The 15597-nt window shown below is 63.2% G+C and carries 14 protein-coding genes and 1 pseudogene; 8 read left to right on the top strand and 7 right to left on the bottom strand.

All coding sequences use genetic code 11. The features are described 5' to 3' along the window. Positions 1 to 190: 190 nt before the first annotated feature. The 5 genes from adk (at position 191) to FBY03_RS19565 (ending at position 4365) form a co-directional block, all read left to right on the top strand. On the top strand, positions 191 to 838 hold the full coding sequence (gene adk / locus FBY03_RS19585; protein ID WP_147174029.1) for an adenylate kinase: 648 nt from the start codon (positions 191 to 193) through the stop codon (positions 836 to 838). 184 nt (positions 839 to 1022) lie between these two features. Next, on the top strand, positions 1023 to 2081 hold the full coding sequence (locus tag FBY03_RS19580) for a haloacid dehalogenase-like hydrolase (RefSeq protein WP_218570806.1): 1059 nt from the start codon (positions 1023 to 1025) through the stop codon (positions 2079 to 2081). A gap of 124 nt (positions 2082 to 2205) precedes the next feature. Next, positions 2206 to 2886 (top strand): tRNA (adenosine(37)-N6)-threonylcarbamoyltransferase complex dimerization subunit type 1 TsaB, encoded by a 681-nt coding sequence (gene tsaB / locus FBY03_RS19575; protein WP_147174028.1) that lies wholly within the window; start codon positions 2206 to 2208, stop codon positions 2884 to 2886. Positions 2887 to 3148: 262 nt separating this feature from the next. After that, positions 3149 to 3490 carry a hypothetical protein gene (locus FBY03_RS19570; RefSeq protein WP_147174027.1) on the top strand — a complete coding sequence of 114 codons (342 nt, stop codon included), beginning with the start codon at positions 3149 to 3151 and terminating at the stop codon, positions 3488 to 3490. Positions 3491 to 3504: 14 nt separating this feature from the next. Further along, the gene (locus FBY03_RS19565; RefSeq protein WP_147174026.1) at positions 3505 to 4365 is read left to right on the top strand and encodes a DUF72 domain-containing protein; all 861 of its coding nucleotides are present in this window, start codon (positions 3505 to 3507) and stop codon (positions 4363 to 4365) included. Positions 4366 to 4380: 15 nt separating this feature from the next. Here FBY03_RS19565 and FBY03_RS19560 read toward each other — a convergent pair whose 3' ends face one another. After that, positions 4381 to 5511, bottom strand: a complete 1131-nt coding sequence (locus tag FBY03_RS19560; protein WP_147174025.1) for a M14-type cytosolic carboxypeptidase — start codon at positions 5509 to 5511, stop codon at positions 4381 to 4383. A 234-nt stretch (positions 5512 to 5745) separates the two neighbouring features. On the opposite strand from FBY03_RS19560, the gene FBY03_RS19555 reads away from it, so the two are divergent. After that, positions 5746 to 6432 carry a type 1 glutamine amidotransferase domain-containing protein gene (locus tag FBY03_RS19555; RefSeq protein ID WP_147174024.1) on the top strand — a complete coding sequence of 229 codons (687 nt, stop codon included), beginning with the start codon at positions 5746 to 5748 and terminating at the stop codon, positions 6430 to 6432. A 42-nt stretch (positions 6433 to 6474) separates the two neighbouring features. On the opposite strand, the gene FBY03_RS19550 is transcribed toward FBY03_RS19555, so the two are convergent. The 5 genes from FBY03_RS19550 to FBY03_RS19530 form a co-directional block, all read right to left on the bottom strand. Further along, complete coding sequence (locus tag FBY03_RS19550; RefSeq protein ID WP_147174023.1) at positions 6475 to 7584, bottom strand: hybrid-cluster NAD(P)-dependent oxidoreductase; 1110 nt, start codon at positions 7582 to 7584, stop codon at positions 6475 to 6477. A gap of 123 nt (positions 7585 to 7707) precedes the next feature. Further along, on the bottom strand, positions 7708 to 9210 hold the full coding sequence (locus FBY03_RS19545) for an aldehyde dehydrogenase (protein ID WP_147174022.1): 1503 nt from the start codon (positions 9208 to 9210) through the stop codon (positions 7708 to 7710). Positions 9211 to 9237: 27 nt separating this feature from the next. Continuing rightward, positions 9238 to 10566 carry an FAD-binding oxidoreductase gene (locus FBY03_RS19540; protein ID WP_147174021.1) on the bottom strand — a complete coding sequence of 443 codons (1329 nt, stop codon included), beginning with the start codon at positions 10564 to 10566 and terminating at the stop codon, positions 9238 to 9240. A gap of 28 nt (positions 10567 to 10594) precedes the next feature. Continuing rightward, positions 10595 to 11485 carry a dihydrodipicolinate synthase family protein gene (locus tag FBY03_RS19535; protein WP_025165141.1) on the bottom strand — a complete coding sequence of 297 codons (891 nt, stop codon included), beginning with the start codon at positions 11483 to 11485 and terminating at the stop codon, positions 10595 to 10597. 309 nt (positions 11486 to 11794) lie between these two features. After that, positions 11795 to 12745, bottom strand: coding sequence for a LysR family transcriptional regulator (locus tag FBY03_RS19530; RefSeq protein WP_147174020.1), 951 nt, complete (start codon positions 12743 to 12745; stop codon positions 11795 to 11797). Between the two features lie 402 nt (positions 12746 to 13147). Between FBY03_RS19530 and FBY03_RS19525 the strand changes: the two genes are divergently transcribed. Beyond that, positions 13148 to 14359: an aromatic ring-hydroxylating dioxygenase subunit alpha gene (locus FBY03_RS19525; protein WP_147174019.1), complete on the top strand. Its 1212-nt coding sequence runs from the start codon at positions 13148 to 13150 to the stop codon at positions 14357 to 14359. Between the two features lie 98 nt (positions 14360 to 14457). After that, the gene (locus FBY03_RS19520; protein ID WP_147174018.1) at positions 14458 to 15399 is read left to right on the top strand and encodes a DMT family transporter; all 942 of its coding nucleotides are present in this window, start codon (positions 14458 to 14460) and stop codon (positions 15397 to 15399) included. Positions 15400 to 15505: 106 nt separating this feature from the next. Here the strand turns inward: FBY03_RS19520 and FBY03_RS19515 are convergent. Then, positions 15506 to 15597: pseudogene (locus tag FBY03_RS19515) on the bottom strand (ISL3 family transposase); the annotation flags it as partial.

Raw genomic sequence — 15597 nt, 5'->3', positions numbered from 1 at the left:
GCTATCGGAGGGCGTCCGAAAGGCCCTGGCGTATCCGACTTTAGGTGGCTTGTGTGGTGGGGGTGCGCTGTGTATCTTGGTCAGCCTTTTGGCAGCCTTGCAGCTTAGGCCATTGCCGCCCGAACCATTCAGAGATTGGCCCCATGAGGCGAGTCCGACGATTTTCACTTAAATCTTGAGGAGCACATCGATGCGCGTGATTCTGCTGGGAGCGCCCGGTGCCGGTAAAGGTACCCAGGCTGGTTTCATCACCAAGAAGTTTGGTATTCCGCAAATCTCCACCGGCGACATGTTGCGTGCTGCGGTCAAGGCCGGAACCGAACTGGGCCTGAAAGCCAAGAGCGTCATGGACGCAGGCGGGCTGGTCTCCGATGACCTGATCATCAATCTGGTCAAGGAGCGCATCACCGAGGCCGATTGCGCCAAGGGTTTCCTCTTCGATGGCTTCCCACGCACCATTCCGCAGGCCGAAGCCCTGAAGGAAGCCGGTGTGAGCATCGATTACGTGGTGGAAATTGCCGTCGACGACGAGGAAATCGTCGGTCGCATCGCCGGGCGCCGTGTGCATCCGGGCTCCGGGCGGGTCTACCACACCGAGCACAACCCGCCGGAAGTCGCCGGTAAAGACGACGAAACCGGCGAAGCGCTGATTCAGCGTGAGGACGACAAGGAAGAAACCGTGCGCCACCGCCTGTCGGTCTACCACTCGCAGACCAAGCCGCTGGTCGACTTCTACCAGAAGCTGGCCGCCGCTGAAGGCACGCCGAAGTACAGCGCCATCGCCGGCGTCGGTTCGGTGGACGAGATCACCGCCAAGGTCCTGGCCGCGCTCAGCTGAGTCGGTTACACCTTGTCAAAAACGGCCCGTTTGCGGGCCGTTTTCGTTTCTGTCGCGGGCGTGGTGTGGGCGGTTAAGTCGGGGTCGTTCTCAGAACAGTAATCTTGTTCAGGCAGACTAGCCTCAGGTGCCTGGTCTATACCAGATAGGCCTAATTCTTCATTAAACGGAAGTAGGAGAACACATGAGAGCTATGCAGGCGTGGATGATCGGATTGACCATGAGCGTTGCGTCCCTGGGCGCCGCGGCCGCTACCGAACTGCAACACTGGCCGGCCGAAGCGGCCGCGAAGATCGACAAGATGATCGCGGCGAATGCCAACAAAGGCGCCTATGCGGTCTTCGATATGGACAACACCACCTATCAGTTCGACATCGAAGAGTCCCTGCTGCCTTACCTGGAGATGAAGGGCATTCTCACCCGCGAGAAGATGGACCCCTCGCTCAAGTTGATTCCGTTCAAGGACACGGCCGAGTTCAAGGAAAGCCTCAACAGCTACTACTACCGCCTGTGCGAAGTGGACAACCTGGTCTGCTACCCCTGGGTGGCGCAGATTTTCTCCGGCTTCACCCTGCGTGAGCTGAAGGGCTACGTCGATGAGGTCATGGCCTATGGCAAGCCGATCCCGCTGAAGTACTACGACGGCGACAAGGTGGTCGAGGGCAGCGTCAACCCACCGAAACCCTTCGCCGGCATGCAGGAGCTCTACAACCGCCTGCAGGAAAACGGTATCGAGGTCTATGTGATCAGCGCGGCCAGCGAAGAGCTGGTGCGGATGATCGCCAGCGACCCGCAGTACGGCTATAACGTCAAGCCGGCCAACGTGATCGGCGTCAACATGCTGCTCAAGGATCGCAAGAGCGGGGCCCTGACCACCTCGCGGCTGCAGGTGCAGAAGGGCAGTTATGACCCGGCGAACAACCTCGACCTGGAAGTGACGCCTTTTTTGATGAACCCGATGACCTGGTATGAAGGCAAGCTCGGCACCATCTTCGGCTGGATCGACCAGTGGAAGATGCCAGTGCTGGTCGCCGGCGACACGCCGCTGTCCGATGGCTACATGCTGTTCAATGCGACCGACACCAGCAAAGGCGGTCTGCGCATCTGGGTCGACCGCAAGGCCAAGTACACCCAGCAGGTCAAGGACTGGCAGGCGTCTGCGGCCAAGCGCCAGGGCGAGCTGGGTCTGCCGGTGAACGCCGACAAGAACTGGATCGTGGTTACGCCTGACCAGCTGCACTGAGGCTCTGCCGCTCACCTATCCGGGTGAATCCGTGCCCCGGCCCGTCGCAATGACGGGTCGGTGGCTGGCAAAAAAGCCGGCAAACCGGTTTAATGCCCGCCCATTCGTTTGTCTGCCTGTTGCCATGACCACTCTGCTGGCCCTCGATACCGCTACCGAAGCCTGCTCCGTTGCCCTGCTGCATGACGGCACGGTGCTCAGCCATTACGAAGTCATTCCGCGCCTGCATGCCCAGCGCCTGTTGCCGATGATCAAGGCTCTGCTCGACGAAGCCGGCGTGCCGCTGTCGGCGCTGGACGCCATCGCCTTCGGCCGGGGCCCGGGCGCCTTTACCGGCGTGCGCATCGCCATTGGCGTGGTGCAAGGCCTGGCCTTTGCCCTGGAACGTCCGGTATTGCCGGTGTCCAATCTCGCGGTGCTGGCCCAGCGCGCGCTGCGCGAGCATGGCGCGAGTCAGGTGGCCGCGGCCATCGACGCGCGCATGGATGAGGTCTATTGGGGCTGCTACCGCGCCGAGCAGGGCGAAATGCGCCTGCTTGGCGTCGAGTCCGTGCTGCCGCCGGAGCAGGCGAGCTTGCCGCGTGATGCGGCTGGCGACTGGTTCGGCGCCGGTACCGGTTGGGGTGCTTATGCCGCGCGGCTTGCGCCGCAGGTGAGTGCTCAGGATGGCGCCATGTTGCCGCATGCCGAAGACCTGCTCAGCCTGGCGCGCTTCGCCTGGGCGCGGGGGGAGGCGGTGGTGGCCGACCAGGCTCAGCCGGTCTATCTGCGTGATAAGGTCGCGACGCCTAAAGCCGCGCCATGAAGGCCGTCAGTCGCTGGCGGGCCCAGGTTTCGGCACCTCGATTGCCAAGTGCGGCAGACGAGGGTTAAATGGTCTGAATATCCTCACGCATTAGCAGGCCGTTGAAAAATGTAGCGAGCGATGGCTAGGCAAGGCGAAATCAGCTGAGAAAGCGCAGTGTACGAGTTGTACATGAGCATTTTGAGGCTGATTTCAACGCCGTTTAGCCGAGCGCAGTAGTTTTTCAACGGCCTGCGAGGCGAACTACGCCGGGCAGTAATAGATGCGCATCGACGGTTCCATTCCTTCTTACTCGCTTGACCGCGGCCCCCGCTCGGGGACGGCGGTGACGCCTTTTCGCGAAGCCCAGCGTGAGATAGAACAACGTCGTGAGCAACCGGCAACACCTGCGACCAGCCAGGGTTTGGAGCAGGCCGCGCAATTGCGTCGGGTGCAGGCCTCCACTGGCAGCACCGACAGTTTGCCCGCCCGCCTGAATGACTCGGTCTATCAGCCCGGGTTGAGCAGTCGCGCCGCCCAGGCGATCGCCAGTTACAGCAGTACCGCGTCCTTGGTCGCTGAGCCCGACGCGCAGCAGGTGCTGGGTCTCGACCTCTACGCCTAGGTCAACATAGCCTGATGCTGCCTTACTACCTCGGTTGCCCGTCCTGGAGTGAACCGGCCTGGCGTTCCTCGCTGTACCCGGTAGATGCCCGCAGCGCGGATTTTCTGCCGCTCTACAGTCAGCTGTTCAATGCCGTCGAAGGCAATACCACCTTCTATGCACGACCTTCCGCACAGACCCTGGCGCGCTGGGCCGAACGCATGCCGGCGGATTTTCGCTTCTGCGCCAAACTGCCGCGCGATATCAGTCACTCGGGGGACTTGCGCGGGCAGCTGGCTGCCGCCGATGACTTCCGCACGCTGCTGGCGCCGCTGGGCCCGCGCGTTGCCCCCTACTGGTTGCAGTTACCGGCCAGTTTCGGCCCCGGACGGCTGGCGGAGTTGGCGGCGTTTATCCAACACTGGGGCGACTCGGCGCTGGCCGTCGAGGTGCGCCATCCGGCCTTTTTCGCCAAGGGCGAGGAGGAACGGGCGCTCAACCGCCTGTTGCTGGGGCGTGGCATCGAACGCATCTGCCTGGATGCGCGGGCCTTGTTCAGCTGCCCATCCCGCGAGCCGGCGGTGCTGCATGCCCAGGCGAAGAAGCCGCGCTTGCCGTTGCGCCCGACGGCGTTCAGCCAGGCGCCGCAGCTGCGTTTCATCGGCCACCCGCAACTCGCGGCCAATGACTGCTTCATGGCGCCCTGGCTGGATAAGGTCGCGGCCTGGATCGAGGAAGGGCGAAGCCCCTACGTCTTCCTGCACACCTCGGATAACCATCTGGCGCCGCAACTGGCGCGGCGCTTTCACGGTCAGTTGATGCAACGGTTACCCGGTTTGCCAGCCTTGCCCGAGCCCATGGTCGAGGCCGAACTCGAACAACTCGACCTGCTCTGAGCGGCAGCCCTGGGCTTAACGCAACTGGTCGACCATGCTGGCGGCGACGCTGAGCACATCCTTGCCCAGTTGCTTGGAGCGTTTGCCGTCCCAGGCGGTCACGGGGTTGGGCCTGTCGTCGTGGTCCTTGAAGGGCATCTCGATGGTGAAGGACAGGCAGTCGAACTCCTCGCCCACCGCGTTGCAGGCCAGGGTCAGGTTGGCCTGGCCCGGTTCGTCACGCGGGTAGCCATGCTCGGTCTGGAATTCCGCGCCTATCGCCAGCAGGCGGCGGCGAAACTCGCTTTCCAGTCGCTCCTGGCGTGGGCTGTAACCGGGGTTGCCTTCGCAGCCTGCGGTGAACACGTGGGGGATTTCCTCATCGCCATGGATGTCGAGGAACAGGTCGACACCGACCCGGCGCATCTGCTGCTGGACGAAGAAGACCTCGGGGCTGCGTGCCTCGCTGGCCGACTGCCAGGCGCGGTTGAGATCCTGACCGGCGGCGTTGGTGCGCAGATGGCCGCGGAAGGCGCCATCCGGGTTCATGTTCGGCACCAGGTAGAGATCAGCCTTGTCCAGCAAGGCGTTCAGCTCGGCGTCTTCGCGATTCTGCAGGCGCTCGATCACGCCCTCCATGAACCATTCGGCCATGTGCTCGCCGGGGTGCTGCTGGGCGATGATCCACAGCTTGCGCTGAGCATCCGGGTTACGGCTGATGCGCAGCAACTCGATGGCGCGGCCCTCGATGCTCGTGCCGCAGGCGAACAATTCGGCGCCAGCCGTGCTCAGCGCCTGCTCGATCAGCCAGGCGTGGCGTTCGCGGCTGTAAGGCTCGAAGTAGGCGAACCAGACCTGGGCTTCGCGCGGTTCGATGGCGAAATGCAGGGCGCCTTGCTCGAAGCGACTCGGCACGCGAAACCAGTTGACCTGGTCATAGGAGGCGGCCGCGTGGTAACCGCTCCAGGCCTGGTTGTAGGCGGATTCGCCGGCATTGTTCAGGCTGAAGCCGTAGTGCTGGCCAGGGCTCAGGCCGTCGACCTTGAAGTGGAACCACTGAAAATGATGGCTGTTCAGGTCGGGGCGCATCGCCAGCAGCACCTGCTGTGGGTTACTGGCATCGATTACCTCGATGTTGCCGCTGTCGAAGTCCGAGCTGATGTTCATGGTCACCTCTAGGCAGATACCCGATCGAAGGCTGCAAGGATTGCAGGTCTGCTGGCGAATGAAAACGGATAAGGCGACAAACACAGATGGATTCCCAGCAGTGGCCCTGTCGAGTCATGTGCATAATGCTATCCATACTCCAAGCCTTTATCGGCCTACTGGAAGACAAGAACTTCGGTAAGCTGGTAATCCGCGTCGGCGCCGATAACTAGCCGGTAGCAAGGAGAGGACAGCATGAAAATTCTGATGGTTTTGACGTCCCACGATCAACTCGGCAACACCGGCAAGAAAACCGGCTTCTGGCTGGAGGAGTTCGCCGCGCCCTATTACGTGTTCAAGGATGCCGACGCCGAGCTGACCCTGGCCTCGCCCAAGGGCGGTCAGCCGCCACTGGACCCGAAGAGTGATGAAGCGGACGCACAAACCCCGGCCACCGAGCGCTTTCGCGGCGACCCTGAGGCGCAGGCCGCGCTGGCCGATACCCAGCAATTGGCGGGCATTAGCGCCGATGACTACGACGCGGTGTTTTACCCCGGCGGCCACGGGCCACTCTGGGACCTGGCCGAAGACGCTCACTCCATCGCCCTGATCGAAGCCTTCTATGGTGCCGGCAAGCCGGTCAGCGCGGTCTGTCACGCGCCGGCTATCTTCCGCCATACCAAGGGCGCCGATGGCCAGCCACTGGTCAACGGCAAGCGCGTCACCGGTTTCAGCAACAGCGAGGAAGCCGCGGTGCAACTGACCGATGTGGTGCCCTTCCTGGTCGAGGACATGCTCCAGGCCAACGGCGGCCTGTACGCCAAGGCGGACGACTGGCATACCTACGTGGTCACCGATGGTTTGCTGATCACCGGGCAGAACCCAGCCTCGTCCGAATACACGGCCAAGGCGCTGCTCAACCTGCTGCTCGACCTGGAGTGACCCGTGCTGCCTCGCGTCAGCGCTTAGCCGCTGGCGCAGGCACTAGTACCGCACCTCGACATTGCCGGTGACCCGGGTGCAGCAGCTCAGCACATAACCCTCGGCGACTTCCTCTTCGGAGATGCCGCCGTTGTGCTCCATGGCCGTCTCGCCAGTCACCACGCGCACCTTGCAGGTGCCGCAGATGCCCATGCCGCAGGCTTTGGGGATGGTCAGGCCGGCGCTGGCGGCAGCCTCGTAGAGGGTAGTGCCCAGTTCGGCCTGCACCGACTTGCCGGAGTCGCTGAAGGTCACCCAATGGCTCACTTGCGGCTGCTCGGCCTGAACCAAGGCCACGGCGGCCTGTTCTTCGGCGCTGGCGATGTCCTCGTCGGGCGTCGCGCCGAAGGACTCCTCGTGGTAACGCGACATGTCGTAGCCAGCCTCGCCGAGCAGACGGCGCACGGCTTTCATGTAAGGCGCCGGCCCGCAGCAGAACACCTCGCGATCGAGGAAGTCCGCGGCGATCAGCTGCAGCATCTCGCGACTGAGAAAACCGCGGTAGCCGCCCCAGATCTGCCCGGTTTCGTTGCGCTCGCAGATCAGGTGCAGCTTGAAGTTGTCGATTCGCGTGGACATGTAGTCCAGCTCGGCGCGGTAGATGATGTCGGCCGGGGTGCGCGCGCTGTGGGCGAACACCATGTCGACCTCTGTGTTGGTGTTGAAGAACCAGCGCGCCATGGACATCACCGGAGTGATGCCGACGCCGCCGGAGAGCAGCAGCACCTTGTCGGCCGGGTAGTCGATGCAGTTGAACTGCCCGACCGGGCCGTGCACGGCGAGCACTTCGCCTTCCTTGAGCTGCTCGTGCAGCCAGTTCGACACCCGGCCGCCGGGCACGCGCTTGACCGTGATGGAGAAGCTGTAGGGGATCGAGGGCGCGCTGGAGATGGTGTAGGAGCGCATCACCTGCTCGCCGTCGATCTCCAGTTCCAGGGTGACGAACTGCCCCGGCTTGAAGAAGAACAGCACCGGCTCCTGCATGCTGAAGCAGTAGGTGACGACGTCTGAGGTTTCCCGGATGACCTTGAGGCAGCGCACCAGATGGCGGCCATTGGCCCAGGTCTGGGTGCTGACCGGGTTGAGGTATTCACTGCTGGCGAGACTGTTCATGAGCGATTCTCGGCAATAGGGTCGAACCCCCTCGCCGCTGGGTGCGGGGAGGGGGTTAGGTTGATCATGCAGCGCTCCGGCCGGTTCGGCGACCGGGCTACGCTTGCCCTGTTTGACGACCTGCTAGGACAGCTGAATCCAGGTGGTCTTCAGCTCGCAGTACTGGTCGTGGGCGTAGATCGACTTGTCGCGGCCGCCGAAGCCGGACTGCTTGTAGCCGCCGAACGGGGTGCTGATGTCGCCCTCGGAGAAGCAGTTGACCGACACTGTGCCGGCGCGGATCGCCGCGGCCATGCGGTGCGCCGTGTTGATATTGGCGGTCCACAGCGAGGCGGCCAGGCCGTAGCAGGTGTCGTTGGCGATGGCGATGGCTTCTTCCTCGGTGTCGAAGACGATCACCGCCAGCACCGGGCCGAAAATCTCATCCTGCGCTATCGAAGCGCTGTTGCTGCTGGCGTCGAAGATGGTCGGCGCGACGAAATAGCCGCCGCTCTCGGCATGCAGGCGCACGCCGCCGGTAATCAGCTTGCAGCCTTCGGCCTTGGCCTGCTCGATATGGCCCAGGACTTTTTCCATGTGCGCCTGCTCGATCAGCGCGCCGAGGCGCACGTTCGGGTCCAGCGGGTCGCCGGTGGCCCAGTCTGCGAGCTGGCTGAGCATTTCCTCGAGCAGCGCGTCCTTGAGCGAACGATGGACGATCAGCCGCGAGCCGGCCGAGCAGTTCTCGCCCATGTTCCAGAACGCCGCGCTGAGCACGTTGCTGGCCACCGCCTGGAGGTCGCCGGCATCGCCCATGACCACCTGCGGGTTCTTGCCACCGCACTCCAGCACCACGCGCTTGAGGTTGCTCTTGGCCGAGTATTCGAGAAACAGCCGGCCGACCTCGGTGGAGCCGGTGAAGGCGGTCAGGTCGATGTCCGGGTGCAGGCCGATGGCCTTGCCGGCGCTGTGGCCCAGGCCCGGCACCACGTTGAGCACGCCAGCCGGAATGCCGGCCTCGAAGGCCAGTTCGGCCAGGCGCAGGGTGGCCAGGGAGGTCAGCTCGGCCGGCTTGAGGATCACGCTGTTGCCGGTGATCAGCGCCGGGCCCAGCTTCCAGCCGGCCATCATGCAGGGGAAGTTCCACGGCAGCACGGCGCCGACCACGCCAATCGGTTCGCGCTTGATCATGCCGATGTTGCCGGGGGCGGAGGGCGACAGGGCGTCATACAGCTTGTCGCCGGCCTCGGCGTGCCAGCGGATGGTGTTGGCGGTGTCGGGGATGTCGATGGCGTAGCACTCGCCGACCGGCTTGCCGGCTTCCAGGGACTCCAATACCGAGAGTTCCAGGCGATTGGCATCGATCAGCTCGGCGAAGCGGATCATCGTCGCCTTGCGCTCGGTCGGGGCCAACTGGGACCAGACACCGGCGTCGAAGGCGGCGCGGGCGGCCTGCACGGCCAGGTCGACATCCTCGGCGTCGCAGGCGGCGACTTCGCACAGTATCTGGCCGGTGGCCGGATTCAGGGTGCTGAAGGTGGCGCCCGAGCGGGCGGCGACGAAGCGGCCGTTGATAAAGGCCTGGTTGCGGTACTCCAGGCGCTCGACCTGCTGGTCGATAGCGCTGCGGGTGAGGGCGTCAGTCATTGTGGTTCTCCTGAAGGTTGAAAAGTTTCAGAGTTCTACGCCGGCGGTCCACTCTTTCCAGGCGATGGACGAGCGCACACCGAGGCCCAGCAGTGGTTCGGGCGGATTGCGTGAGGGTTTTGGCTGTTCCAGCATGATGTCCAGCAGGTCGCTGTCCACGCCCAGGGCGTACTCGGCGATCAACTTGCCGGCGATGGTGCTGCGGGTCAGGCCCAGGCCGTTGCAGCACACCGCGCTGAACACCCCGGGAGCGATCTCGCCGAATTGCGAGCCGTTGTTGCGCGAGATGCACAGGGCGCCGCCCCAGGTGTATTCGAAGTCGACCTCCGGGAGCATCGGGAAGCGCCGCTCGAAGGACTTGCGATGGGCCCTGAGCACCCGTTGCAGCGTGCTGGCCGAGGCCTGCACCTCGGGGTTGTAGGTGAAGGAGTTGCGCACGCAGATGCGTCCATTGGCCAGCCGGCGCACGGTGGAACCCAGCGGGTCGGCCGGAATCAGTCCCCAGCTTTCCTCGCCACCGAGACGCGCGAGCTCCTCGGGGGTCAGTTGGCGGGTCATGCTGCCGTAGGTGTAGACCGGCAACAGGCGACCCTTGAGCCCGAGTTGGCCGAAGTTCGAGGCATAGGCGTTGTTGGCCAGCACCATGCGTGGCGCCGTGATGCTACCGTGGGCGGTGGTCAGCACGTGGGGCTTGCCCACTTTGATATCCAGCACCGGGCTTTCTTCGAACAACCGCACGTTGGCCGGCAGGCTCTGGCCGAGGCCGCGCGACAGCGCCGCCGGTTGCACCAGCACGGCGCCAGGGGCATGCAGGCCGGCCTGGTAGAAGTCGCTACCGGTGACGGCCTTCATCTGCCCGGCATCGAGCAGGCGGTAGGGTTCGCCCAGGGCGCTGAGGCCCTTGGCGAACTCGGTCAGTGCCTGGCTGCCGCGTTCGTTGGCCGCACCGTGCAGCTTGCCTTGTTCGCGCCAGTCGCACTGGATGCCGTGGCGCTGGACGATCTCTCGGGTGTAGTCGATGGCGCCGCGGCTGAGGCGGATGATCTTGTGATCGGCCTCCTGGCTGCTGGTGTAGCTGTGCGAGGTCAGGTCATGGGGCAGGTCGACCATGAAACCGGAATTGCGCCCGGCCGCGCCAAAACCGACGCGCTTGGCATCGATCAGGGCAATGCTTGCGTCCGGTTGCAGCTCAGCCAGGCGGCGGGCGGCGGCCAGGCCGGCGTAGCCGGCGCCGAGCACCACCCAGTCGGCCTGCACCGTGCCGCGCAGCGGCGTGCTTGGCGGCGCTGGCGGCAGGGTCTCGTACCAACCGCAGTGCCCATCGTCCTGGGGCAGGAAATTACAGTGCAGCTGCATAGAGAATGCCTCCTAGACGCCTGAAGGGTTAACTGCGGTGGGCAATCAGCTGCTCATAGGTCTGCTTGAAGGCGGCTTTTTCGGCCTCATTCAGTGGCAGTAATGGACGGCGAGTCTGGCCGACGGGCAGGCCAGCAAATTCGCAGCCCTGCTTGATGTACTGGCAGAACTTGCCGCCTTGCTCCAGCAGGTTGAGCATCGGCAGCAGGCGCTGGGCCAGTTCACGGCCCTTGATCATGTCCTGCTCGACCACGCAGGCCTGGTACAGGGCCACGTGCTCGGGGGCGAGGAAGTTGGAGGCGCCGCCGACCCAGCTACGTGCGCCCCAGGTGAAAAACTCGAGAATCTGATCGTCCATGCCGCAGCTGACCTGCAGCTGGCCGGCGTAGTCCTGGGTCAGGGTGTGCATGCGCTCGACCGAGCCGGTGCTCTCCTTGATCGCCTGGAAATTCGGCCGACCCTTGAGGCCATCGATGAATTCGAAGCTCATCGGCGTGCCGGTGCGTGCCGGGAAGTTGTAGAGCATGGTCGGCATGTCCAGGGCGTCATCCACGCACAGGGCGTGGGCCAGCAGTTCTTCCTGGGTCGGCTGGCAGTAGTAGGGGGCTGCCAGGAGGATGGCGTCGAAACCGGCGGCCTTGGCGTAGTGCCCCAGGTCGAGGCTTTCTTCGGTGCTGGTGGCGTTGATCCCGGCCATCAGGGTGATGCGGCCCTTGGCCTGTTCGCTGACCACGTCGAACAACTGCTTACGTTCGGCATTGCTCAGGGCGTAATACTCGCCGGTGGTGCCGCCGATGATCAGGCCGTGTACACCGTGACCGATCAGGCTGTCGATCACCGCGCTCAAGGCTGAGAAATCTATCGCGCCGTCTTGGTTGAAGGGCGTTACTACCGGAGTCCAAACACCATCGAAGTTCATGCGGTCACCTGACTGGAAGAGATTGAATGTGTTGTGATTTCGAGAAAAAGATTACGGCCGTTTTAGTCGTGGCAATAAGCAACATTTAGGGGCGGCAATTCATAATCAAAGGTTATGGGTCGGCGACAAATTCCAGGCATAAAAAAACCTGCACGGGGCAGGTTTTTAAATGAGGGGGTGTGTGATTAACGACCCTGAAAGAGGGAGGGTAATATCAATAACCTGATGTTGGGGTTATTGATAACTGCAGGTAATTAACAGGCCGTTTTTAACGCCGTATCGGCAACGTAGGTAGTTTTCAACGGCCTGTTAAAACTGTTGCATCAGCCAGTCGCGCAGTCGGCAGCAGGCCTCGTCATCTTCCTTGTCTTCGCTGAAGGTCAGGTAGTGCAGGCTTTCCTTGTGCACCACTTCCTGCTCAACCGGCCGCACCAGCAGGCCCTGGGCGACCAGGTGGCCGACCAGGTGGTTCCAGCCAAGCGCCACGCCCTGATGGTTGAGCACCATCTGCACCAGCATGTTGTAGTCGTTGGCGTTGAAGAAGTGCGGGCTGTCGTGGGCGCGCGTCTCGATATCGATGTCATGAAAGGCCAGCCACACGCCCCAGTCGACATGCTCGGCCACCTGCGAGCGGCCATAGGGGCTGAGGTTGAGCAGTACGCTGTCGCGCAGGCCTTCGAGGCTGCGCAACTCCGGGTGCTGCTCGAGATAATGCGGGGTGCACACCGGGTAGATGATGTCGTGGAACAGCGGCAGGCTGCGGTAACCCGAACGAATCTTGGCCATCTTGGTGATGAAGATGTCCGGGCGCACGCCAGGCTCCATGGACAGGAAGTTCTGCGTGGTAATCAGGTTGAGGTCGATATCCGGGTTGCTGCTGAAGAAGCTCGGCAGGCGATGGGCCAGCCACAGCGCGGAAAACGCCGGTGAGCAGCACAGGGTCAGTACCCGTTTGCCGGCGTTGTTGCTGCGGATGCGCTCGGCCGCCTGGGCAATGTTGACGAATGACAGCTGCGCGGCATCGTAGAAGATCGAACCGGCGGCGGTCAGCTCCACGGCGCGGCCGGCGCGGGTGAACAGCTCGGCACCGAGGTAGGTTTCCAGCTCGCGAATCTGCCGGCTGATCGCCGCCTGGGTCACGCACAGGGCCTCGGCGGCGCGAGTGAAGTTCTGGTATTTAGCGGCCGCGACAAAGGATTTGACTGCGCGTAGCGACGGCATCTTGATCAGCGACTGATCGGGTTCGGTGTGTTTAACCATAACGGCAGGTATTCAATATCCTGAATAAAAAGTCGGTTCTGCCAAATAAGCCCGCACTCTAAACTTTCGACAGTGGTGATAGCGGTGATCAAGCTGGTGCTGGTTCTGGAGATTATCCGAAAGCATCGCCAGGCAATAGCCTGGATTGCCGCAGCCAAATTTATTAACGCACAGGACGCCGACATTAGAAGTCGGGAAAGAGCCGAGTGGCCTGTGTGGCTGGTTCAATTAGTCAATTTCGGCGTCTGAGTCCCTGATACTGCGTTGCCGCTCCTCGCCATAGCCTGCTATGACTCGTCGCAGCGCCTTGTCTCAGGACCTCAGCCATCCGAACTTGAGTTAACCAACTAGCCGTACAGACCACTAGTCGATCGCCTGGATTAACCGTGGAGTGCCTACACAGTGAACAATAAAGCCAAGGTTGCAGAACTCATCCAGCTGCGTAAGCCGCGTCATGCGCTGCCAACGGCTTTGTACAGCGACCTCGAGGTCTATCGTCAGGACCTGGAGCAGATCTGGCACAAGGAGTGGATCTTCGCCGGGCACACCTTCGAACTGGAGAGGCCGGGCCAGTACCTGACCCTGCAGATCGGCGACTACCCGGTAGTAGTAGTGCGCGGTGGCGACGGACAGATCCGCGCCTTGCACAACGCCTGCCGCCATCGCGGCTCCAAGGTCTGCAGCGAGGCCAGCGGCAAGGTCGCCAAGCTGGTCTGCCCCTATCACAAGTGGACCTTCGACCTGGATGGCAAGCTGCTGTTCGCCGGCAACATGGGGCCGGACTTCAATACCGCCGAGTACGGCCTCAATGCGGCCCACTGCGAGGTGGTCAACAGCTATATCTACGTCTGCGTGGCCGAGCAGGCGCCGGACTTCGAGAAGTTCCGCGCCGCCGTGTCACCCTTTATCGCTCCGCACAACCTCGATGACTGTAAGGTGGCGTTCGAGTCCAACCTGGTGGAGAAGGGCAACTGGAAGCTGGTGTTCGAGAACAACCGCGAATGCTTCCATTGCGACGGTACCCACCCCGAGTTGATGAATTCCTTTGTCGAGAACCTCTCGGTGGCCGGAGTCGGCGGTACCGAGGACCCTGAACTGGTCGAGCACTGGGATCGCTGCGAAGCAGGCGGACTGCCCAGCCGTCTGGTGATGGACGAAGACGGTCAGTTCCGCATGACCCGGATTCCGCTGTCGTCCGGCGCTGTCAGCTACACCATGAACGGCAAACCGGCGGTGGCGCGGCGCCTGGATACCAGCGGGGTGGAGAACATCGGCGCGCTGCTGTACTTCAACTATCCCTCGACCTGGAACCACTTCCTCGGCGACCACGCCCTGAGCTTCCGCGTGCTGCCGCAGGGGCCGAACGAAACCCTGGTGACCACCAAATGGCTGGTGCCCAAAGATGCCCAGGAAGGCATCGACTATGACATGGAGACCCTGACCCGGGTCTGGCTGGCCACCAACGACCAGGACCGTCGCTTGGTCGAAGGCACCCAGGCCGGGGTCAACTCGCCGGCCTATCAGCCGGGCCCCTATTCCTCGATCGCCGAGAACGGCGTGTGCCAGTTCGATGATTGGTACTGCGCGACCATGGCGCGCAAATTGGCCGACTAGCGTGGCGTTTGGTGGTCGAAAAATCGCCCCGTATGGCCACTGCTGGTCATGCGGGGTTTTTGGTTTTCCACGGTGTTTCCTGGAAAGGGAGAGCGGTGATGCAGGCTGTTTCCACCTCGCTACTCGGCAGTGGCTATGCCAGAGGCTTCATTCTCGTGCTGCTGTCGGCCTTCTGCTACGGCCTGCAGCCGCTGTTCGCCCAGTACGCCTATGCCGCCGGCGCCGACCCGGTGGGCCTGCTGCTGGTGCGCTTCGCCATCGCCGCGGCGATCCTGCTGCTGTTCCTGCGCCTGCGCGGGGTACGCCTGCCGCGAGGGCGCCTGGCCCGGCAGAACCTCTTGGTGGGCGTCGGCTACGGCCTGGCGGCGCTGGGCTACTACACCGCCAGCCGCAGCACCTCGGTGAGCCTGGCGGTGATTCTGATGTTCTCCTTCCCGGCTTTCGTCACCGCGATCTCCATCGCCTACCTGGGCGAGCGCACCAGTGTCCTCAAGCTGATCAGCCTGGTGCTGGCGCTGGGCGGTGTGCTGCTGGCCACCGGCCTGAGCCTGCATGGCGAGATGAGCGGGGTGCTCTGGGCATTGTTCTCCGCCCTGAGCTATGGGTCGGCGATCGTCTACGGCACCCACAGTATTCGTCACGAGCAGCCGCTGGCCTCGGCGGCCATGGTGCTTATGGGCTGCGCCTTGACCTTCTGCGTAGCCGCGCTCTACTCGGGCGCGACCCTGCCGTCCGGGGCGCCGGCCTGGTGGGCGACCCTGGGCCTGGCGCTGTTCGCCACCATCCTGCCGGTCGCCGCCTTTCTCGCCGGCTCGCCGCTGATCGGCTCCTCCGCAGCCTCCACCCTGTCGACCCTGGAGCCGGTGGTGGCGGTGACCATCGCTGTACTGCTGATCGGCGAGCACATCAGCGCCGGCATGCTCGGCGGCGGTCTGCTGGTGGTGACTGCGGCGATCATCCTGTCGCGCCAGGGCGGCACCTTGCCGGAGCCGAGCCTGGTGCCTGTACCTGTGGCGGAGGAACCAGACGACATCCTTTAGTGCTCGGTCTCGCCTGTTTGCGCCCAACGGCGCAGTCAGGACAGGGGGCAATCGCCAGACAAAAAAAGTCCCTCGAAGCTGAAGCTGTCGGGGGCTTTTTTATGGTTCATCGCGCTTTCCCGGGGAAGGCGGCCTTGATTTTCAGGAAGAAGTAGTCCGAGTCCCTGAAGCCATAGGCCATACGCTTGATCACCTTGA

This window comes from Pseudomonas sp. SJZ079, assembly GCF_007993865.1.
Lineage (GTDB): Bacteria > Pseudomonadota > Gammaproteobacteria > Pseudomonadales > Pseudomonadaceae > Aquipseudomonas.
Note: the sequence above shows the minus strand (reverse complement) of the source record. Positions and strands in the feature narration are given on the sequence as shown.